This is a genomic window from Enterococcus sp. DIV0421 (genome assembly GCF_051713745.1).
In the GTDB taxonomy this organism is placed as follows: Bacteria; Bacillota; Bacilli; order Lactobacillales; family Enterococcaceae; genus Enterococcus_D; species Enterococcus_D casseliflavus.
Map to the genome: position 1 here is coordinate 656,330 of NZ_JBIOQM010000002.1, position 22,019 is coordinate 678,348.

The following is a 22,019-nucleotide window of genomic DNA, read 5'->3' on the forward strand; positions in this document are numbered from 1 at the left end:
TTTATTTGTAGAAAGTGCAGTGAAATGCTATTCTTAATATAAGTAAATGGGGAAAGGAGCCATTCTATGTCAGGAGGAGAACTAGCTGCATTGATTGCTGCGATTGCATTTGTCGTATTGGTCATTTTCGTCGTTCGTTTGTTGATGCAAGTCAGCAAGACAATGACCAAAGTAGACAAAACGGTCGAAGAGGCAAACACAACCATCCGTGTCATTACCAAAGACGTTGATATTCTTTCAAAAGAGGTTGAAGGTCTTTTGGTAAAAACGAATGAGCTTTTACAAGATGTGAACGGAAAAGTCGCAACCATCGATCCTTTGTTCACAGCAGTTGCAGATCTAAGTACCAGTGTTTCAGAACTAAATGTTTCTGGAAAAAATTTAATTACGCGCGTGGGTAGTCTTGGCCGGACCACTGCCAAAGCAACGGTAGCTGGAAAAGTCGGTCAAACAGCCATGAAATTTTTCAAAGACAAAAATAACCAAAAATAAAAGGAGGACTTTCAATGAGTAAAAAAGGCGGATTTTTATTAGGAGCAATCATCGGAGGAACAGCGGCAGCAGCAGCAGCACTTTTGTTGGCGCCAGAATCTGGTAAAACATTAAGAAATAAATTAGCAAAACAAGCAGACGATTTATTAGATAAAGCATCTGATTATGGTGATTTAGCCAAAGAAAGAAGTACGGATCTTGTCGATATCGCTAAAGACAAAGCGGCAAAACTAAGCGAGCAAGCATCTGACTTCACCGGTTCTTTAACAGCGAAAGTCGATGACTTAAAAGAAACAGCAGCTGGTTCATCAGAAGAAACCGTTGAAGAGTTAAAGAAACAAGCAGGTGATCTATCAGAACGCTTCAAAAAATCAGCGAACGAGGTCAAAGAATCAGCGAAAGATGCCAAAGTAGACGCTGATGACACGGTGCAAGATATCATCATTGATGCAAAATCTTCTGCAGCTGATATGAAACAAACCGTCAAAGAAGGGGCACAAGAAGCAAAACCTGTCGTTGAAGAAGCCAAAAAAGACGGTCAAGCAGCCGCAGCTGATTTGAAAAAAGAAGCTGGAAAAGCAGCAGATGATGCCAAAAAAACAGCGAAAGCAGAAACAAAAGATGCCAAAGCTGACTTGGAAGATGCGAAAGAAGAATTAAAAGATACATTAGAAAAAAACAATCCTGAAGCATAAGCAAGGATACAAAAATTTGATTACTTCAAAAGATAAAACGTTCGCCAGTAAAATCGGCGAACGTTTTTTTGTGATTTTGGTAGTTATTCGCTTGATGCTTGGGTGATTTCCCAATCGCAAAGTTGATAGAGCCAATCCTGCAGGTGACTGAATGGAAAGCCAATTTCCTCAGCGAGACCAACATTGATCGAATAAGCAGGTGTACCATTATAAGGGCCTTGATCACCTGTTTCTGAAAAGAGCGGGGAAAGACCAGTTTTTTTCGTTACGTATTGCAGCACTTCTTCTAAGGAAACTGTACCTTTTGACGCACCATTGATGGGTCCTGTGAACGAGCTAGTACCTAGAAACGCTAAAAATTTACCAGCCTCTTGGGCATCCACAAAGCCCATTTGATGCGTTAGATTATCGACAGCCATTGGCTTTTGCTTTATCAGATGGTCAATGTAAAAGGTAAAACGTTTTGTGTAATCATCTGCACCGATCACATAAGGAAAGCGGACAAAAACGGACGGGATCTGACTGTATTTTTGGGTCAGGATCTCTTCCACGGTTCGCTTGCCTTGTGCATAATCGACCTCCTCAGAGCCAACCAGTCTGAAGGGTTCTTTAGCAGGGTCAAAATCCGCTTCAATCAAATCGAAGTGTAATTCATGGTACGCAGACATTGAGCTAGTAACGATGTAGCGCTTCGGTGTGACATGACGCAGTAGAATCTCAATGTCGTTGGAAGTATAAGCAATATTGTCGTAAATGACCTCATAGGTTTCTTTTGTTAATGCCGTTTTGATACTTTCTTCGTCGGTGCGATCGAAGATGATTCTGTTGACTTGATCGCCAAAGGAATCTTTCGTGTTCCCTCGGGTAGCGATCGTCACGTCCAATCCTTGATCAATTAGTGATTGGACCAAATATTTACCGAAAAAACGCGTGCCGCCTAAAACCAACACTTTTTTACTCAAAAGAACACTCCTTTTCATGTAATGCCAACATGTTGCGCCGTTTCATTAGGAAAATCAAGATAAGATCAATAATTCTTTTGCTGTCTTGGTAAAAGGTACACAGCCATCTGCTGTGACATACACACAGTCTTCAATGCGGACACCGACCTGATCTGGTAAATAAATGCCCGGTTCGATAGAGAAGCACATGCCTTCTTCGATCACTAAATCATTGCCAGTGATCAAAGAGGGGAACTCATGAACCGTGGTACCGATGCCGTGACCTAGACGATGGTTGAAGTAGTCGCCGTAGCCATAGCCAGTAATCACATCACGAGCAATCTTGTCTAGTTCTCCAGCGGTAATCCCAGGTTTGACCGCTGCTTGCGCTGCTAGTTCTGCTTCAAGAACGATGTCATAAATTTTTCTTTGTAATGCAGTCGGTTCTTTATAGGCAACCGTTCTGGTTGCATCACTGCAATATCCTTTCCAAACGACCCCTAGGTCAAACAAGACGAGTTCATTGGCAGTCACTTTGCGGTCACCAGGTACGCCATGAGGACTTGCTGCATTGGCACCAGCTAACACCGTTGTATCGAAGGACATATGGGAAACCCCACGTTTTTTCAACTCGTACTCAATTTCTGCCACGATTGCCATTTCGCTGACGCCTTCTTTGATGGCAGCAAACCCAATCTCAAAAGCAACGTCTGCCCAGTTGCCAGCTTCTAGCAAGGTGTCAATTTCAGCAGCCGTTTTGGTTAACTGCATTTTTTGAATGACCGGAGTCACATCTAAAGAAAAATCGGTCTGTGGCAAAAACCGTTTCAATGCTTCATAGCGCTCGACGGAAAGGTCATTTTTTTCTAGTGCCAAGGAAGAAACTTGGTAACGAGAGGTCAATTCCTGACAGATTTTCGCCCAAGGGTCTTCGCTATCGAGATAACCGATAATATCAAAGGACCAGCCACTATTTTTTGCTTCTTCTACTTCCAGAGCTGGTGTGAAAAGAAAGGGATCTTTTCCAGGTGCGACAAACAAAGCAAGGACCCGTTCATGAGGTTCACTTTTAAAACCTGAAAAATAAGCGATTGTTGCTGGATTAGAAATATAGGCAACATCTGCGCCATTGGTTTTCAACCAGCCATTTAACTCATTGATTTTTTTATCATTCATTTGAAAAAACCTTCTTTCAAGTATTCTTTTTCTATTTTATCATGCTTTAGAAGAGAATAGGGGCGGGGAAAGTAGGAAATTGCTAAGTTTTCATGAAAACAAAATTAAAACGGTTGCAAATACGGAAAAAATTTGCTATCCTAACAAAGAAATGTAAATAAGATTTTCTGAAAATAGAATAAGGGAGATATATCATGGAAAAACAAACAATTACGATTTATGATGTTGCACGGGAAGCGAATGTATCGATGGCAACTGTTTCACGGGTAGTCAACGGAAATCCAAATGTAAAACCAGCAACTCGTAAGAAAGTGCTGGAAGTGATCGACCGCTTGGATTATCGTCCAAACGCAGTTGCTCGAGGGTTAGCAAGTAAAAAGACCACGACTGTTGGTGTCATCATTCCTGATGTCAGCAATATGTTCTTCTCATCACTTGCTCGTGGGATCGATGATGTAGCGACCATGTATAAATACAATATCATCTTAGCCAACTCTGATGGCGATACAATGAAAGAAGTCAACGTTTTGAACAACTTGTTAGCAAAACAAGTGGACGGCGTTATCTTCATGGGTCATCGCATCACGGATGAAATTCGCGGGGAATTCTCTCGCTCAAAAACACCAGTCGTTTTAGCTGGTTCGATCGATCCTGATGAACAAGTAGGAAGTGTCAATATCGATTACACAGCAGCTGCCAAAGATGCTGTTTCATTATTGGCGAAAAACAATCAAAAAATCGCTTTTGTCAGCGGTGCTTTGATCGATCCAATCAATGGCCAAAACCGCTTGAAAGGCTATAAAGAAGCCTTGAAAGAAAACAACCTTGAATATTCTGAAGGGTTGATCTTTGAATCACCATACAGCTTTAAAGAAGGCTTAGCCTTAGTTGATCGCATCATCAACAGTGGTGCAACAGCAGCTTATGTCACAGACGATGAGTTAGCCATCGGCGTCTTAGATGGTTTGTTAGACAAAGGTGTTAAAGTTCCTGAAGATTTCGAGATCATCACCAGCAACAATTCATTATTGGCTGAAGCAGCTCGTCCACGCTTATCAAGCGTGACGCAACCATTGTATGATATGGGTGCCGTTGCGATGCGTCTATTGACAAAAATGATGAACAAAGAAGATGTAGAACAAAAAACGATCGTCTTGCCTTACGGTATTTCAGAAAAAAGCTCTACGAAATAAGCAGCGATTTGATCAAACGATCAGTGGAACAACGCCTTGTTGTTCCACTTTTTGCTTCAACGATCGTTCGTGTGGGGAGAAAATCTATGGATTTTCTCCTCACACTTTTTTTGCATAAAAAAACTGATCAGCACAAGGCTGATCAGTCATCATTATTGTTGGTATTTTGTTGATTATTGTCTTGCTGTTCCTCATCGTCATCCTCATCATTTGCCGTAGGTGTAACATTGTTGGATGTGTTATTCGATGATGTATTCGACGAACGATTTGTTGAACGGCTAGAAGATGCTTTTCTCCAATAGTCAGCGTAGTTTGCATCTGAACCACCGAGTCCAAATTTGAAATCGACCGTATCTGGTCCGCCAGTGGCCCAATACGAAGTAACGGTACTGCTTGGATTGGTATAGGTTCGATTATCGACTCGCACGGTTCCTCCTGGTTGGGTACCAGTAAACTTGGAAACTTGAGCTTTTTTGACATCACTAGAAAGTTCAAACTTCTGATTCACACCAAAGACTTCTTGGTTTGTTTGATAAATACGATTGATCAAGTAAGCCATATAGTTGGCTGTCCGAGTTCCTGCAGCGCTATCGGTCCCTTTATTGTCATCTCGACCTGACCAGCTGCTGATGGTGATCGATGGGGTGGAGACGACTAGCCAAGAGTCCGACCAGTTGTTGGTGGAACCAGTTTTTCCGACCCAATCGGCATTTCCGAGGTTCCAATCCAATCCGCTGATAACCGATTTAAAGGAACTGGTTTTTTGCTCATCGATGACACTGCGCATCATGTCGGTCATGATGGAAGCCGTCGCTTCTGAAAAGACTTGGACAGGTTTGGCTTCATGCTGGTAAAGCACTTCGCCTTCATTATCTTTGATTGATTCGATGATATAGCCTTGCTGATAAACACCATTATTGGCAAATGTTTGGAAGCCATTCGTTTGATTCAAGACTGTGACATCTGTAACCCCTAATGGCGCTGATTCATACGCCCAGCTATTATCTTCGGGATAGCCCATTTTGCTTAAATAATTTGTGTAGGCATAAAAATGATCGCCTTCTTTTTCCCAAAGATCTTGGAAAATATTTGTCGCTGCGATATTACTGGAAACCTCCAATGATTCACGAATCGACATGAAGGTATTGGTTCCACGGTTTGTGGCATTGACGATCGGCTCACCGGCGTTTTCTCCTGTCCGCCATTTTGCGGCATAGTCAGAAACCATCGATTCAGAGCCCATTAAGCCACTTTCGATCGCCGGTCCGTAAACCAGCATGGGTTTGATACTTGAACCTGCTTGGCGTTTGGCATCAAAGGCATGGTTGAATTGATTGTCAGCATAGTTACGTCCGCCAATAAAGCCTAGTACTTTCCCAGTGGCGTTGTCCATCATGACATTGCCGACTTCGATGGTGGAGTCACCCCAGTTGTCTAGCATATAGCCGTATTTGTCGACGGCATCTTGCATCGCATTATAAATATCTTTATCGATCGTTGATGTGACGGTATAGCCGCCATTAACAAGTTTTTGCTGCGCCAATTCGAAGTATTTTTGATAGGTTTCCTCTTTGGCGTATTCTTCGTCACTGACATCATCTTCATCTGCCAGCTGTTTGGCAATAATGTCTTTTGCTTCATTTAACACAGTGTAATAAAGGAAGCTTTGATCCGTTTGTTCAATGGCTTCTTGTTTTTTGAAGTCTTGCTTCAAGTCATAATTAAGCGCCTCTTCGTATTCTTCTTTCGTGATATCGTGGTTACGATACATACTGAAGAGCACGAAGTCTTTCCGTTCTAAGCCAGCGGTCAAGTTTTCCTTGATCTCACCCGTATTTGTATAAGGGCTGTAGACGATCGGGCTTTGTGGCAGACCCGCAATAAAGGCTGCTTGCGGTAAAGACAGGTCAGCTGCGTTGACGCCAAAAATTCCTTGCGCCGCTTCTTGCACACCTGCGATATTTTGCCCTTTATTGTTTCGACCAAAAGGGGAGATGTTTAAATACATGGTGACGATCTCATCTTTATCGAAAAATTTCTCCACTTCCATGGCTAATAAAATCTCATTGGCTTTGCGTTTAAAGGTCGTTTCACTGGAAAGGATTTGTTGTTTTACCAGCTGCTGGGTCAAAGTGGAACCCCCGCTGCCGCCAAAGCCTGTCGCTTCTGATAATAATGCTCGCACGACTGCTTTTGGTACGACCCCATTATGAATATTAAAATATTCGTCCTCTGTTGCGATGATCGCTTTTTTCAAATAATCTGAAATTTGATCGGAATTAACCGACGTTCGCATTAGGTCCGAGCGAATCGTTGCGATTTTGCTGCCATCAGCGTATGCGAGTTGAGAAGTCTCTGTGATGTCGGTCAATTCTTTTTGTAACTCATCTTTAGAAGGAGCTGCGGTATCTTCCACAAGAAAAGCAAAGTAGCCGGCACCGATCCCTAAGGCTAAAGAACCGCCTAGAACCAGCAAAGAAATAGCAACTAAGAACAAGGCATGTAAAACCCTAAGACTGATGTTGAAATAGAACCAGCCTCTATTTTTGTTTTCTGTATTCTTTTGATTTTTCGTTTTCTGGGACAAAAAGAGTCACCTCAATAAATTAGAATAGATTCCGTGTAATTATAGCAAAAAACAAGGCGCTTGGGTAGCACCCTATCTGTTATCGAAAGAAGTGTGGGAGAAAATGCCAGTTGGTGTTTGTATTGAACCAGCGATAATAAAGGAAAATGAACGGATTTGCCTAAAAGTTTCTTTTTTGGTAAAGGACTTTGAGAGAAAGACTTTTCATTGACCTCTTTTTCAGTTAAGATGAACAATGAAGCAATTATTAGGAGGAGAAAGAATGAGTACAGACTTTTTTGAAGAGCTAAAGCAACGCGGATTAGTTCATCAGACCACAGACGAAGCAGCCTTGACCCAACAATTAAATGAAGAGTCTGTGAAACTATATATCGGCTTTGATCCTACCGCAGATAGCCTGCATATTGGTCATTTATTGCCTATTTTGATGTTGCGCCGTTTCCAACAAAACGGACATGTGCCGATCGCATTAGTAGGCGGCGGTACAGGAATGATCGGTGACCCATCCTTTAAAGATCAAGAACGTCAATTAAACACACTAGATACCGTTTTAGAATGGTCACAAAGTATCAAGAGCCAATTATCTCGCTTCATTGATTTTGATGACCAAGAAAATCCTGCCATCATTGCCAATAACTATGAGTGGCTAGGGGAATTGAAACTGATTGATTTCTTGCGTGACACTGGGAAAAACTTTACGATCAATTACATGATGAGCAAAGAAAGTGTCAAACGTCGGATCGAAACTGGGATCTCCTACACGGAATTTGCATACCAGCTATTACAAGCCTATGACTTTTTGAATCTTTACGACAACCACGGTTGCTTGTTGCAATTAGGCGGTAGCGATCAATGGGGGAATATCACCTCTGGGATCGAATTATTACGTCGTGAGCGTGAAGTCCAAGGGTTCGGTTTGACTATGCCATTGATCACAAAAGCAGATGGAACGAAATTTGGGAAAACAGAAGGCAATGCGGTTTGGCTAGATGCCAAGAAAACGACGCCTTACGAGTTCTACCAATTCTGGATCAATACGGATGATCGTGATGCAGTCAAATTCTTGAAATATTTCACCTTCTTATCATTAGAAGAAATCGCTGCGATCGAAGCAGAGTTTAACGCTGCACCAGAATCTCGAGCAGCACAAAAAGCTTTGGCAAAAGAAGTCACTACTTTGGTTCATGGGGCAGAGGCTTATGAACAAGCCGTACGTATCTCAGCAAGTTTATTCAGTGGCAATATCAAAGAATTGAACGCTGAAGAGATCGAACAAGGCTTCAAAGGGGTGCCAAGCCATCAGGTAACAGCAGATGATTCTTTGAACATCGTTGAAGTGTTGACGACTGCTAAAATCGAACCATCAAAACGTCAAGCAAGAGAAGACGTTCAAAATGGTGCCATCTACATTAATGGGGAACGCGTCCAAGACCTAACGTACGAGCTCCAAGCAAGTGATCGGATCGGTGGAAAATACGTCGTGATTCGTCGTGGCAAGAAAAAATATTTCTTATTAACATTTTAATCGCAAAAAGCGAACCGCCTTGTTGGTTCGCTTTTTTCAAATTTTTGTAGAGGAAGGGTTTTTGTTGGAATGGGAAATATAGTGTTGAATGCCGCCGGTTTATTTGCCATGATCTTCTTAGGGTATTTTCTTAAGCGGCTAAATGTCCTTTCAAAAGCGGATGGCTCGATCTTATCCAAAATTATTTTGAATGTGACGTTACCGGCAGCAATCATTTTGAATTTAGCTTCAATGCAAGTACAAGTCAGTGCGCTTAGTTTGATTGTGATCGCGTTGATCATTACGATCGTCCAGATCCTCTTCGCATTTTTCTTGACCAAAAAAGAATCGAACACGCTGCAGCAGTTTGCGATGTACTGCGGTTCAGGCTTTAATATCGGCAATTTTGCGATTCCTTTTGCCCAAAGCTTTTATCCTTTAGGGATTCCGCTGATTTCGCTGTTTGATATGGGGAACAGTATCATGTTGGCAGGGGGAACGACGATTTTCATCGAATTCTTGATTGGAAAGCGGACGACGTTTGAACCAGGGAAAATCTTTTTGAATCTCCTGCGTTCGCCAACGTTTACTATTTATCTAGTGATGCTGATTATCCGCAGTGCGGATTGGAGGATTCCCGAAGCGGCATTGGCGCTTGTCCAACCAATCGGGATCGCAAATACGTTTTTGTCCATGTTTATGATTGGCTTATTTTTGGATTTCCGCTTACCGAAGCACACCACCCAAACCGTGATCAAAATTTTAAGCTTGCGGTACGGACTGGCATTCGTGCTGTTCGCAGCTTTCTATGTTTTACCAATCCCAGTTTTATTAAAGCCAGTTCTTTGTTTGTTAGTGTTTGCTCCAATTCCTTTATTCGGTGTCATTAATTCCGTGATTGCTGGAATGGAGGAAGAAGCGGTGGGGTTCGTTTCTTCCATTAGCTTTTTGATAAGTATGCCGCTAATGACGGGTGTCCTGATGTTATTTGGACTCGCTTGATAAAAAAATACGGCAATGAGCAAAATAATCGCTTTACAAGGCGCTTTTATCGATAATAGAGAAGACTAGATTTAGGAGGAAAAGAAAAATGTTGATTGGTTCACACGTTTCAATGAGCGGCAAAAAAATGCTTTTAGGAGCAGCAGAAGAGGCAGCTAGCTATCAAGCTACTACGTTTATGATCTATACCGGAGCTCCGCAAAACACGCGGCGCAAACCGATCGAAGAGATGCAGATCGCAGCTGGACAAGATTTTATGACGGAAAAAGGAATTTCGAATATCGTCGTCCATGCCCCGTACATCATTAATTTAGGCAATACCATCAAACCAGAAAACTTTGGCTTTGCTGTTTCGTTCTTACAAGAAGAAATCCAACGAGCCCAAGCTTTAGGTGCAACTCAAATCACATTGCACCCCGGTGCCCATGTCGGTGCAGGACCAGAAGCTGGGATCAAGCAGATCATTAAAGGCTTGAACGAGGTCCTTGAAAAAAATCAAACTGCCCAGATCGCATTAGAAACAATGGCAGGTAAAGGCACCGAGATTGGTCGCAGCTTTGAAGAATTGGCAGCAATTATCGATGGTGTCACCTTAAATGAAAAATTATCCGTTACACTAGATACTTGTCACACGAATGATGCTGGCTACAATGTCAAAGAAGACTTTGACGGCGTGTTAAACGAGTTTGACAAAATCATCGGGTTGGATCGCTTGAAGGTCATCCATGTCAATGATTCAAAAAATCCACAGGGCAGCCACAAAGACCGACATGCGAATATTGGTTTTGGCACGATCGGCTTTGAAGCCTTGAATAAGATCGTTCATCATGAGCAATTATCAGCGTTACCGAAAATTTTGGAAACACCCTATGTTGGCGAAGACAAAAAGAATAAAAAAGCCCCTTATGGCTATGAAATCGCGATGCTGCGGGAAAAGACCTTTGATCCTGAGCTATTGACGAAAATCATGGCGGGTGCTTAAACGGTTCATTTAACCATGAGCCAGCTTATTATTGGAGGAAGAAAAATGGACTTTCAGTTGCTGATCGATGCCGCGAAGCAAAAACTGGGATTCAGACAGCTCTCTCAATTTGCAGAAGCAGGGAGTGTCGCGGCAGCTCTGGCTACTGCAGATGGACAGATTTATACAGGGATCTGTATCGATACCAGCTGTTCTATGGGTTTTTGCGCCGAACAGGCTGCGGCTGCGCAAATGATCACCGATGGTCAGCAGCGGGTGTTACAGATGGTTGCAATCAATTCGGCAGGTGAGCCGATCCCACCTTGTGGTCGTTGCCGTGAATTCATCAGCCAGCTGGATCCTGCCAACCATAACACGCAGGTCATGATCGCAGCAGGAAAAATTATGACGCTAGAAGAGCTGTTGCCTGTTGATTGGAAAGCATCAAAATAAAAAGAGTCCCCTTAGACCGCTGTGTTCTAAGGGGCTTCTTTATTTTATCGATCCCATGGACGAGCTACGCTTTTGGATAAAAAAACTCCTCAACAAGCAATAGCGCTTTGTTGAGGAGTTGATCGATAGCAATGATTAGAATTTTTTCGCAGCAGCTGCTACGCGTTCTAAACCTTCAGCAATGATTTCTGCTGTTTTAGAAGGATCTGCATTGTGGCCTTCAATGATTACTTCTTCTGTGATGTTCATGCCGAACATACCACCGAAAACTTTTTCCATAAAGGTTACAGCGTTTTCCATTGCGCTCATTTCGCCTGAGTAAACACCACCACGGGCATTCAATAGAACGATTTCTTTGTCTTTCAATAATTGGTTCATTGAACCATCTTCGTTATAAGAAAAAGTAAAGCCAGCTTGGAAGATATAGTCGATGAATGTGTGCAAGGCAGCAGGAATCGTTAAGTTCCACATTGGGAAAGCGAAAACGATGGTATCCGCTGCTGCGAATTTGTTCATCACGTCTTGACGGACAGTCATCAATTCTTGTTCTTCTTGGTTTAATTCTTGTTCTTGTGAAAGTTTGCCAAATGCTTCAAATAACGTTTGACCGATATAAGGCATTGGTTGTGCGTACACATCAAAGGTTACAACGTCCACATTGTTGGTATCAAGATTTTCAACGAACGTATCAAACATTTTTGCAGATACTCCATCAGGACGGTTATTGGCTTTAACAACTAAAATATTTTTCATTTTTTTCCACCTTTACTTTAAGTAAGTTTTAATCACAAAACGTAGTATACTATAAAATAATTTTGCTTACAATAAATAAGTACACTTTTTTTAAAAAAGCTGGAATTTTACAGTTTTTTTCACACAGATTTGGTAAACTTTAGAGAAAACAGGAGGATTTCTATGAAAATATTCGTGGTCGAAGATGACAAATCGTTAGTCAAAATGATGGAAAACCAATTATCCCGCTATGCGTATCAAACCTTTGTTCCTGAAAATTTCGCTGCGGTTTTAGATGAATTCTTGATGATCCAACCTGATTTGGTTTTGTTGGATGTCAATCTACCTTATTATGATGGGTTTTATTGGTGCCAAAAAATCAGGGAACGTTCGTTGGTTCCAATTCTCTTCATCTCCGCCCGTGACGGCAATATGGACCAAGTGATGGCTCTAGAATATGGTGCTGATGATTATCTAGTCAAACCTTTTTCTTATGACTTGCTGCTGGCAAAAGTAAAAAGCCACATTCGCAGAGTCTACGGGGATTATGCACAGTCTGATCGGGCGAGAAGTTTGAAAGTCGGCGAATTGATCTACTATCCCGAAGCATTGAAGATGGTCTATCGTGAAGCCAGTGAATGGCTGACTGTTCGAGAAGGAGAATTATTGACCCTGTTAATGTCGGCACACCCAGAGATGGTCAAACGGGAACGGATCTTAAATCTATTATGGGATGATGAACGCTTCGTTGATGACAATACGCTTTCTGTCAATGTCGGCCGTTTGCGAAAAAAACTGGCGGCAATGGGCATCAATGATCCGATCCAAACGATTCGCGGAAAGGGCTACGCTTTATCAGTGATAGGTACGGAAGAATGAAAGCATATGCAAGTGTTCATTTACCTAAACTACTCGTTACCTTCTTAGCCATTTCATTGTTCGTTTTAGTGATTTGGTTGGATGGCTATCGAAATTACCTCGTAATTGGTTATGGTCTGCTTCTATTTGGGCTGTTCATTGTTCTTGTTTATTTGGTAGATTACCTTTCCAATACTGCGTTTTATCAGTATATCAAGCATGGAAGAGCGACACACCGAAGCAATGGCTACCTTTCCAAGCAATGGCGCAAGCAGTTCGATGCCCATGAACAGAAAGAGCAAGAGCGGCTGACAGAATTAGATCAGCACCATCAAAATCATATTCGTTTCATGAATATCTGGGTTCATCAAATGAAAACACCTGTCTCAGTTTTGGCGCTAATGGCTGAAAGTGAAGAAGTCGATAGCTATGATCTTTTGGCTGAAACAGATCGCTTAAAAAGTGGCTTGGCGACTGCGCTGAATTTTGTGCGCTTGGAAGATTTCACGGAGGACTTCGTTATCGAATCAGCCTCATTGTTGGAATTGTTAAAACACAGTATCGGTGACCAGAAGCGAAATTTTATTCGCAGTGAAGTCTATCCGAAGCTGATGAGTGAAGCAGATATCACGGTGACAACAGACAAAAAATGGCTAGGTATTTTGCTCTTTCAACTCATCAGCAACGCCATCAAGTACTCAAAGCCAGACAGTAAAGTCTATTTTGAGATCGATCCTTTTTCTAGAAGCTTAACGATCGCAGATGAAGGCTGCGGGATTGCAACAGCGGATCTCCCGCGAGTTTTCCGCCCCTTTTATACAGGTCAGAATGGGCGGCAAACAGGAGAGGCAACTGGGATCGGTCTTTATTTAGTTGAAACGATCAGTACGCAATTAGATATCGATGTGGCGCTTGCCTCTAAGGAGAATCAAGGCACGACAGTTACCTTAACATTTCGGAGGTGAAGGCTTTCTTACAATTTTGTAAGCTTTCTATCATGAAATCGATAACTGATTGCGGTGCCGCCTGCTAAACTGGTAGCAAAGGAGTGAAGATGATGGCTTTACTAGAATTGAAAAATGTATCGAAAACCTATACAGGGGAAGTGTCTGTTGAGGTTTTACAACAAATCGATCTCAAAGTGCCAGAAGGAGAATTTATCAGCATTATGGGTCCATCTGGCAGTGGCAAGACCACCATGCTGAATTTGGTGGCAACATTGGATAAACCGACTTCAGGTTCGGTGATCCTCAAGGGAGAGCAGCCACTAGAATTATCTAAGCAAAAACTCGCGGAGTTTCGTCGTCGGCAACTAGGCTTTGTTTTTCAAAACTACAATTTACTTTCGCCATTGAGCGTGCTTGAGAATGTGATTTTACCACTGACATTGGATCGGGTGGCAGTTCCTGAGATGAAAGAACGTTCGGAGCAGCTATTACGTGAACTTGGGATCTATGAGAAAAAAGACAAACGCATCTATCAGCTTTCCGGTGGAGAGCAGCAGCGAGTTGCGATTGCTAGAGCTTTGATCCATCAACCAGAATTGCTTTTAGCAGACGAACCGACGGGTAATCTTGATTCCAAGGCAGCACGAGATGTCATGGAAATACTAAGTCAGATGAACAAACAGCGAAAAGTCACCACTATGATGGTCACCCATGATCCGTATTCCGCCAGCTTTTCTGATCGGGTCGTTTTCATCAAAGACGGAAAGCTGTATAACGAAGTCTATCGTGGTGCTGATCAACAGCAATTTTATCAAAAAATTCTTGAAGTCCTAGCACATTTAGGAGGTCGCCGTCATGAATTTCAGACAGTTGATCATTCGTAATCTGCGGGGGAATTTTCGAACCTATGCAGCATACTTCGTCAGCAGCGCCTTTGCGGCGATGGTGTTTTATATCTTTAGTCTTTTGCTCTTTCATCCGCAATTGGAAGAAAACTTATCTAATAGCGATACAATTTCAAGCTTAGCTAAGGTTGGTCTATCCGTCGCACTCGTGGTGATCGCCTTACTGTCGCTGTTGTTTTTATGGTATACATTTGTGGTCTTTTTGAAACGACGCAAACGTGATCTGGCGATCTACTTGATTTTGGGGATCGAAGAAAAAGATCTGCGAAAGATTTTGTTTGTCGAAAATGCCCTTTTAGGAACATGTGCCACAGTATCTGGTATTGGGTTAGGGATTTTAGTGACGAAATTGTTGCTGCTGATTGCGCAAAATGTCATGTATCTAACAGAAGGACTGAAATTTATGGTTCCTCTGGAAGGTTTAGGATTGACCTTTGGGATCTATGTCTTTATTTTCCTCTTGATCTCCTTTTTCAGTACTCGGGCCTTGCAAGGAGAACAGATCATCTCATTGATCAAGGAAAATGAAAAACCACGTCCTGAGCCAAAAAGTCATTGGGCATTGGCATTTTCAGGAATTATATTATTGGTGGCGGGCTATGGATCGGTCTTTTATTTTAGCTACCAAACATACTCAATGCTGCCACTTATGCTAGGAGTCTTGTTGACTGTTGCAGGCACGATCTTGTCATTCCATCAGTTCAGCGTATTTCTATTGAAACGATTAAAAAAACGCCCGACCTTCTTACGTGGGACTCGGATGCTGACTATCAGCGAATGGATCTTTCGCATGCGAGACAATGCGGCGATGTACAGTCTGATCGCTATTAGTACCTCCGTGGCATTCGTTGGGATCTCCGTGATGCTGGCGATCGGCAGTTCTTCTTTTTCTTCAATCCAAGGAATCAGTGTAGCCTATGTGTTTCCGTGGTCTGGGCCAGAAGACCTCGATCATTCTGAGGGGAAAATGAATGAAATTAAAACTGCCATAGAAGAAAAAGGGTACTCACCTGTAACGGATAGTGTTTCCTTACTATGGGCCTATGCAAATCTTGATGAATCTGCAGTTATGAATGATTCATTTTATACGACGAATGGCTTTTCAATTATGCGAGAAAGTGACTATCAGAAAATGATGAAACAAATCGGTGAGGAAGCTGATTCCGTTGCAGATAATCAAATAATGACACTTAGTGCTAATTATTCACGTCGAAAACAGCTTCTAGAAGTCCCTGAGAACGAACGCACAAGTATCTATCCACTTGAATTAGGTTCAGAAACCGGTATAAAAAAGGATATTACGATTGTCCACAGCCCCTCAATGCTTTCTCTGAATCACTTTGGTTTGTCAGTTGTGACAGATAAGACCTTTGAGGAATGGCAAGCTCTCTTACAAGAATCTAACGATGATATGGAATCTGGTTTTATTTGGTTAGACTATCCAGAATGGGCTGAAACACCTGAATTGGTATCTGATTTCAATGGAAAGTTAGATAAAGAAAATGCCTTGATCGATCAGCAATACGAAGAACTCAGTCGGGAGTTTGAAGCCAAAGGTGACTATACAGATGAAGAGTGGTCAGAAGCGGCAAAAGACATTCCGATGCGTACGTCTTATACCTCGAAATACCAAGTTTTCCAAGAAAATCGTCAAGGAAATGGCATCATTTTAATGATCACGGTATTACTAGGTTCGGTTTTCTTTATTTTCTCCGCTTCGATTATCTATTTCCGTTTATTTGCAGATTTAGATAAAGATGGTGCGTATCATCGTTCCTTGCATATTTTAGGTGTGTCGCCGAAGGAGCGTCACAACGTTCTGAGACGCCAGCTGCAAGTGATGTACTTCTTGCCAACAGTTGTGGCAATGATCCATTTTGCGGTGGCAATGACCGCTTTGCGTATTTTAGTAGAATTGCCTGTTTGGCAATACTATGGTGTGATCGTTAGTCTCTTTTTGATTTTCCAAATCGTTTTTTACTTTGTTTGTCAGTATCGGTACTTCCAGCAAATTGATCGGATCGCCGATCCGACAGAGTGATTTATTTTTTAGCCAAATCCCTTTCAATCAACACAGATTGGGATTTGGTTTTTTTGTTTGCTGCATTGTTATTTTCTTTCACCAATGAAGCGTTTTAATTGTGTAAATCACCGAAAAGCCGATAAAATTAGTTAACACTGATTCTATTAGGCAGTCGCGGATACCCTGCAAGAATGTGGCAACTGGAAGTCTATTTTTCTCACCGTGAAACGAAAAGACAACTGTTAATGAAAATATTCATGTCGAGTACAGTAATTGCTGTGACCGATGGGTTTAGCTAAGCGATCACTTAAGGGAGGAAACCAATGATCAAACGTTTAGGAAAAGCATTTGCTGTCTTGCTGCTGTTGATTCCTGTTTTTGCTGGTATGCGGGTTGTTTATGGGGAAACCGATGTGGGTGCCAAGCTGATCACCAATGTATCGATCGTTAATAGCCACAACGAGGTCATCACAAGTATTGAAAAGGATGATTCCTTCAAAATAGATATGACCTGGAGTTTGGAGGACTTAGGTGATTTAAAAGCAGGTGACAAAGCGACCGTCACCTTGCCAGCTGAGATTGAAGGCGTTAATAATACGTATGCTTTATACGATGAAAATAACAACTTAGTGGTCAATGTTACCCAAGTTGGCAATCAGCTGACCTTTGTTTTCACGGAATTTGTCGAACAAAATACCAATGTACATGGGGACTTTTATTTTTGGACAAAGTTCAGTGATGACGTGATAGAAAACCAGATCAACAACATCAACTTTGAAACGGCAAATGGGACGCAATCGGTGCCTATTTTTATTCAAGCAGTGGATGATTCAGGGGAGGGTGCCTTACTCACCAAACAAGGACTGTATTTAGGTACGCAAGAACCCAAACGGATCATTGATTGGCGAGTGTATATCAACTCGTTTGACACGGACCAAGTGACGATCAAAGATGGAACGTTTATTGACTTTTTAGGTCCTCATCAGACACTAGTCAGTACGAGTGCTCGAGTGGTCTATGGACCCAGCGTTTCCAACCCAACGTATGTCGAGCAAGTACCGATCGTTTTAAATAGTGACGGCTCCTTTGAAATTCCTTTGCGGGATACAGAGGAACGGATCTACATTACCTACAAAACAGAAACGGATGGTTCATTGGAACAATATACCAATCGGGGCATCCTTGATGCTTTGGTCAATGATGTGCCAAGAACAAGCAGTATTACTGGCTATACGCCACGCTATGGTGGCGGTGGTGGCGGAACCGGTGAACCCGGAGAGTCCAGCAGCACGGAACCAAGTAGTGAAAGCAGTACGAGTAGTAGTACGGAACCAAGTAGCGAAAGCAGCACCAGTAGCAGCACGGAACCAAGTAGTGAAAGTAGCACCAGTAGCAGCACGGAACCAAGTAGCGAAAGCAGCACCAGTAGCAGCACGGAACCAAGTAGCGAAAGCAGCACAAGTAGCAGCACGGAACCAAGTAGTGAAAGCAGCACAAGTAGCAGCACGGAACCAAGTAGTGAGAGCAGCACTAGTAGCAGCACGGAACCAAGTAGCGAAAGCAGCACAAGTAGCAGCACGGAACCAAGTAGTGAAAGTAGCACCAGCAGTAGTACGGAACCAAGTAGCGAAAGCAGCACAAGTAGCAGCACGGAACCAAGTAGCGAAAGCAGCACAAGTAGTAGCATGGAACCAAGTAGCGAAAGCAGCACAAGTAGTAGCATGGAACCAAGTAGCGAAAGCAGTACAAGTAGTAGTACGGAACCAAGTACTGAAAGTAGCACCAGCAGCACGGAACCAAGTAGTGAAAGCAGCACCAGTAGCAGCACGGAACCAAGTAGTGAAAGCAGTACAAGCAATACAGTGGAAGGTTTGCTAAATAATAGTGGTTCAAGTCACTCTTCCAGCTCGGCAAGAAGTGATGGTGCCAACCATAATCAGCAGAAGCTTCTCCCGCAGACGGATGAAGTCTTGAATGATCGGTTGATTTTCTTAGGGATAGTCATACTGTCTATCGTTACCTATATGACGCTAAAAAAATCAATGGGGAAAAGTCCCTTCAACAGATAACAAAAGTCTACAACGGGCAAAAACAAGCATAATTATTCAATGGGGACTTGGGTTAGCAGAAAACAGAATAAAAAGTAGTGACAAAACCGTTCATGTGTTTTGATCGACTGATTCAGTAAAATTTAGTTCTTTTTGCTGAAAGAGGTCATCAAGGGCATTATCGGTTTTTTTTTGCTATTTTCTCGATGGGTTGACCTACCGTTTTTACGCTTGTAGCCCGTCGATTACAGAAAAAATTTGGCTGTTTTGGAATTCTTAAAATGGTTTCTGTAACATTTATCAAGCAGAAACGATGCGGATAACTATCTCACATACCCTTTTTATTCGCGAAGAATATTTGTATTCTTAGAGCAAGTTAATGATCATAAACCGCTTCCATACGCTGACGCTTTTTCGACATATGACTGGAAATGTGCGAGAAATATCAGAAGTTCCCTTAGTCTAGTTAGTGTTTCGGACCCTTCTTTCTAGAAACTGATTTTTGTTTCGATTGCTCGAAAAATGAGCAGAATTCTTCAAAAACATTTACTGACCAATGGATTGTGATTTTGTTAACAAGAATGAGCGAAGAAGGGTTTAGTGGTATGCACAGGAAGCAATTTATAAAAACCTAAAGCGTTTTGATTACGAAGCAAGTTTTTCTTCAAACTGAACAAACCAATAATAATAGAGAAGGTGGAATGAATATGAGTAAAAATGGTTCTCCAAAAGTGACAAAGATGCAGGTGTTTCCGATTGCTGGTTATGACAGTCCGACCCTTACCTTAAGCGGGTGTCATGCACCTTATTTTACGAGGAATATTGTTGTATTAGAAGACGAAACTGGGAATAGAGGCATTGATGAGATCCATGGCGGTGAAGACATCACCAAAATGCTGGAGAGTTACATTCCTTTTGTCGTGGGTCAAGAAATTGCCAATTATCGTAATGTGATTACAACGATTCGCAAAAATGCAGCGGCGATGAAAGGAAACGGTGGGGAAGGACTTCAAGGGTTGGATTTAAAAAATCTGAAATTTGTCGTCCAAGCGGAGGCAGCGGTTGAATGTGCGATGCTGGATCTGCTTGGCAAGTTTCTAAATAAACCGATGTGTGCATTATTAGGTGATGGTCAGCAGCGTAATGAAGTTGAAGTGTTGGGGTATTTGTTTTATATCGCCGATGCAGGGAAAACTGATCTGCCTTATCGCGTAGAGGAAGAGCCCAAAGATGAGTGGGAGCGCATTAGAAGACAGGAAACCTTAACACCAGAGGGAATGGTGCAGCAAGCAAAAGCACTTGAGGCACGCTATGGGTTCAAAAATTTCAAAGTCAAAGGTGGCGTGCTGAAGGGAACAGAGGAAATGGAAGCAGTAGTTGCTTTACATGAGGCGTTTCCAGAAGCGCGAATCAATATTGATCCTAATGGTGCTTGGTCGTTAGCAGAGGCTATCGAGCTTTGCAAAGACAAACTTGACACGATTTCTTATGTGGAGGATCCATGTGGTCCTGAAGCAGGTTTTTCAAGTCGTGAGATCATGAATGAATTCAAAACAGCCACGAGACATCAAGTGGCAACAAATATGATTGCGACCAACTGGCGACAATTTTATCATGCATTAAATTCAAAAGCAGTAGATATCGTTCTGGCTGATCCGCATTTCTGGACATTAAACGGAAGTGTTCGCATGGCCCAAATCTTGAATGACTGGGGATTGACTTGGGGTTCTCACTCCAATAACCATTTTGATATTACGTTGGCAACATTCGCACAGTGTGCCGCAGCTGCACCAGGAAATATTACACCAATCGATACACACTGGATTTGGCAGGATGGACAAGAACTTTGCGATGACACTGTCTTGATTCAAGATGGCGTGATCAAAATCACCGATAAACCTGGCCTAGGTATTGAAATCAATATGGAGAAATTGCTGGAAGCACATCAATTGTACCAGTCAATGGACCCCAAATACCGTGATCGTGATGATTCAATTGCGATGCAATACTTTATTGAAGATTGGCAGTTTGACGCAAAAAAACCTTGCTTTGTGCGCTAAAGGTATTTATTGAAGGACTACTTGATGTCAGAGATATAGCTGAAATTTTTGCTTGAAGTTTCAGCTATATTCCTCTTTGACTGATCTATTATTCGGAGGGATATAAAAAATGAGCTATTTAGCTATTCTTGGCTTTGTCATGATGACATTGATCACGGGTTTATTACTAAGAAATAAAATTAATATACTTGTCTGTTTTGCATTGATACCTGTCGGATTTTCTTTCTTAAGCGGGGCAAGCTGGACAGCGACGGAAGGATATATCGCTGACGGTCTTGATATGACACGAGACATCTTTTTGATGATCATGTTTTCATTACCTTATTTTTCTCTGATATCTGATGCAGCAGTCTTCGATATTATGGTATTCAAGTTTTTGAAAAAAGTAAAAATCAAAGCACCGATTCTCTGCAGCTTGACTGTGTTTATTTCGGTGATCACCACATTAGATGGAAGTGTCATGTCGACCTATCTAATTGCGATCCCGTTGTTTTTGCCGCTATTTAAGAAGTTGAAAATCGATCCGGTGATACTCGTTTTTCTTTGCTCAGTCGGTATCATGTTAGGATCGATCACACCATGGAACGCACGGATCTTACGGGCTGCAAGTCTGCTTCCAGATGTACCCAATGCACCGATGACCTTATTTACCACCTTGCTACCTGTTTGGATCACTGTCTTTATCGGAACGATGATCCTTGGTTATTTCTTAGGTTTAGGTGTCCATAAAAAGCATCTGGCAAATGGAGAAAAATTTGAAGGGATCGCTGATTCATTAGCGAAAGAGCAAAACTATGGACCGCTTGCTCGTCCCAAGCTATTTTGGTTCAATCTGATCTTGACCATCCTCTTAGTGATCGCTTTGTCGTTTTCAAACCTGCCTTCTTACTATATTTTCGCAGCTGGTTTAATCATTGCTTTGTGCGTGAACTATCCAGACTTCAAAGATCAAAATCAATTGATCAGTAAATATGCTTCAAAAACATATCCGATTGCGCCCATCGTTTTGCTTTCTGGGGTTGTCGTAGGGATCTTGCAAGGAACGGGCATGATGGATGCGATGGTTCAAGTTCTCGTGAATATTATTCCCGCAGCTGTTGGTCCCTATGTTCATATTGCGATCGCTATCTTCAGCACACCATTGATGCTGTTGTTTACCAACGATACTTGGTTTTTTGCGCTCATTCCGATCATTGCAGCTTTAGCAGGAGAATATGGCGTTGCTCCAGATATTGTTGCCTTGACATTATTCTTTAATATTGGTGCGTTTGCTTCACTGATTGCCCAACCACAAATCATCATGGCTTGTGATTTAGGGGAAACCAATGTACGAAAATTCTTGCGTTATTCCTTCTTTAAATTCTGGGGAATCAGCTTGGCATGGACGCTAGTAGGGATCTTATTGGGGATCTTTATTTAAAAATGTTCTTTAGCACATAAAT

General features: G+C 42.1%; 18 protein-coding genes. 14 read left to right on the forward strand and 4 right to left on the reverse strand.

What is annotated here, in order from left to right; genetic code table 11:
• Window positions 1-66: 66 nt before the first annotated feature.
• Window positions 67-492, forward strand: coding sequence for a DUF948 domain-containing protein (locus IGI96_RS14195; protein ID WP_005235398.1), 426 nt, complete (start codon window positions 67-69; stop codon window positions 490-492).
• Window positions 493-506: 14 nt separating this feature from the next.
• Entirely contained in the window at window positions 507-1,187 is a 681-nt protein-coding gene (locus tag IGI96_RS14200; RefSeq protein WP_016610287.1) for a YtxH domain-containing protein, read from the forward strand.
• An 83-nt stretch (window positions 1,188-1,270) separates the two neighbouring features.
• Here the strand turns inward: IGI96_RS14200 and IGI96_RS14205 are convergent, their stop codons facing one another.
• Together IGI96_RS14205 and IGI96_RS14210 are read right to left on the reverse strand one after the other, a co-directional pair.
• Entirely contained in the window at window positions 1,271-2,167 is an 897-nt protein-coding gene (locus tag IGI96_RS14205) for an NAD-dependent epimerase/dehydratase family protein (RefSeq protein WP_176323965.1), read from the reverse strand.
• Between the two features lie 36 nt (window positions 2,168-2,203).
• Window positions 2,204-3,304, reverse strand: a complete 1,101-nt coding sequence (locus IGI96_RS14210) for a M24 family metallopeptidase (RefSeq protein ID WP_086338346.1) — start codon at window positions 3,302-3,304, stop codon at window positions 2,204-2,206.
• 194 nt (window positions 3,305-3,498) lie between these two features.
• On the opposite strand from IGI96_RS14210, the gene ccpA reads away from it, so the two are divergent.
• Entirely contained in the window at window positions 3,499-4,497 is a 999-nt protein-coding gene (gene ccpA, locus IGI96_RS14215) for a catabolite control protein A (RefSeq protein ID WP_005225798.1), read from the forward strand.
• 142 nt (window positions 4,498-4,639) lie between these two features.
• On the opposite strand, the gene IGI96_RS14220 is transcribed toward ccpA, so the two are convergent.
• On the reverse strand, window positions 4,640-7,084 hold the full coding sequence (locus tag IGI96_RS14220; protein WP_086338345.1) for a transglycosylase domain-containing protein: 2,445 nt from the start codon (window positions 7,082-7,084) through the stop codon (window positions 4,640-4,642).
• A 262-nt stretch (window positions 7,085-7,346) separates the two neighbouring features.
• Between IGI96_RS14220 and tyrS the strand changes: the two genes are divergently transcribed.
• The 4 genes from tyrS to IGI96_RS14240 all read left to right on the forward strand — a co-directional run bounded on the left by tyrS (window position 7,347) and on the right by IGI96_RS14240 (window position 11,004).
• Window positions 7,347-8,609: a tyrosine--tRNA ligase gene (tyrS, locus tag IGI96_RS14225; protein ID WP_086338344.1), complete on the forward strand. Its 1,263-nt coding sequence runs from the start codon at window positions 7,347-7,349 to the stop codon at window positions 8,607-8,609.
• A 69-nt stretch (window positions 8,610-8,678) separates the two neighbouring features.
• On the forward strand, window positions 8,679-9,590 hold the full coding sequence (locus tag IGI96_RS14230; RefSeq protein ID WP_005225801.1) for an AEC family transporter: 912 nt from the start codon (window positions 8,679-8,681) through the stop codon (window positions 9,588-9,590).
• A gap of 88 nt (window positions 9,591-9,678) precedes the next feature.
• Window positions 9,679-10,572, forward strand: a complete 894-nt coding sequence (locus IGI96_RS14235; RefSeq protein ID WP_005225802.1) for a deoxyribonuclease IV — start codon at window positions 9,679-9,681, stop codon at window positions 10,570-10,572.
• 45 nt (window positions 10,573-10,617) lie between these two features.
• A complete protein-coding gene (locus IGI96_RS14240) occupies window positions 10,618-11,004 on the forward strand; it encodes a cytidine deaminase family protein (RefSeq protein ID WP_034858030.1) in 387 nt (128 codons plus the stop codon).
• 135 nt (window positions 11,005-11,139) lie between these two features.
• Here the strand turns inward: IGI96_RS14240 and IGI96_RS14245 are convergent, their stop codons facing one another.
• Window positions 11,140-11,757, reverse strand: coding sequence for an FMN-dependent NADH-azoreductase (locus IGI96_RS14245; RefSeq protein WP_005225804.1), 618 nt, complete (start codon window positions 11,755-11,757; stop codon window positions 11,140-11,142).
• 162 nt (window positions 11,758-11,919) lie between these two features.
• On the opposite strand from IGI96_RS14245, the gene IGI96_RS14250 reads away from it, so the two are divergent.
• The 7 genes from IGI96_RS14250 (at window position 11,920) to IGI96_RS14280 (ending at window position 21,997) form a co-directional block, all read left to right on the forward strand.
• A complete protein-coding gene (locus IGI96_RS14250) occupies window positions 11,920-12,615 on the forward strand; it encodes a response regulator transcription factor (RefSeq protein WP_438785232.1) in 696 nt (231 codons plus the stop codon).
• Window positions 12,612-13,559, forward strand: coding sequence for a sensor histidine kinase (locus IGI96_RS14255; protein WP_086338343.1), 948 nt, complete (start codon window positions 12,612-12,614; stop codon window positions 13,557-13,559). Before IGI96_RS14250 ends, IGI96_RS14255 begins: the two co-directional genes overlap by 4 nt.
• Before the next feature lie 89 nt (window positions 13,560-13,648).
• Entirely contained in the window at window positions 13,649-14,425 is a 777-nt protein-coding gene (locus tag IGI96_RS14260) for an ABC transporter ATP-binding protein (RefSeq protein WP_016610278.1), read from the forward strand.
• Window positions 14,397-16,487 carry an ABC transporter permease gene (locus IGI96_RS14265; protein ID WP_142972904.1) on the forward strand — a complete coding sequence of 697 codons (2,091 nt, stop codon included), beginning with the start codon at window positions 14,397-14,399 and terminating at the stop codon, window positions 16,485-16,487. Before IGI96_RS14260 ends, IGI96_RS14265 begins: the two co-directional genes overlap by 29 nt.
• A gap of 305 nt (window positions 16,488-16,792) precedes the next feature.
• Window positions 16,793-18,538, forward strand: coding sequence for an Ig-like domain-containing protein (locus tag IGI96_RS14270; protein ID WP_438785233.1), 1,746 nt, complete (start codon window positions 16,793-16,795; stop codon window positions 18,536-18,538).
• A gap of 686 nt (window positions 18,539-19,224) precedes the next feature.
• Window positions 19,225-20,577, forward strand: coding sequence for an enolase C-terminal domain-like protein (locus IGI96_RS14275; protein WP_438785234.1), 1,353 nt, complete (start codon window positions 19,225-19,227; stop codon window positions 20,575-20,577).
• A gap of 109 nt (window positions 20,578-20,686) precedes the next feature.
• Window positions 20,687-21,997 carry an SLC13 family permease gene (locus tag IGI96_RS14280; protein ID WP_086338339.1) on the forward strand — a complete coding sequence of 437 codons (1,311 nt, stop codon included), beginning with the start codon at window positions 20,687-20,689 and terminating at the stop codon, window positions 21,995-21,997.
• Window positions 21,998-22,019: the final 22 nt, after the last annotated feature.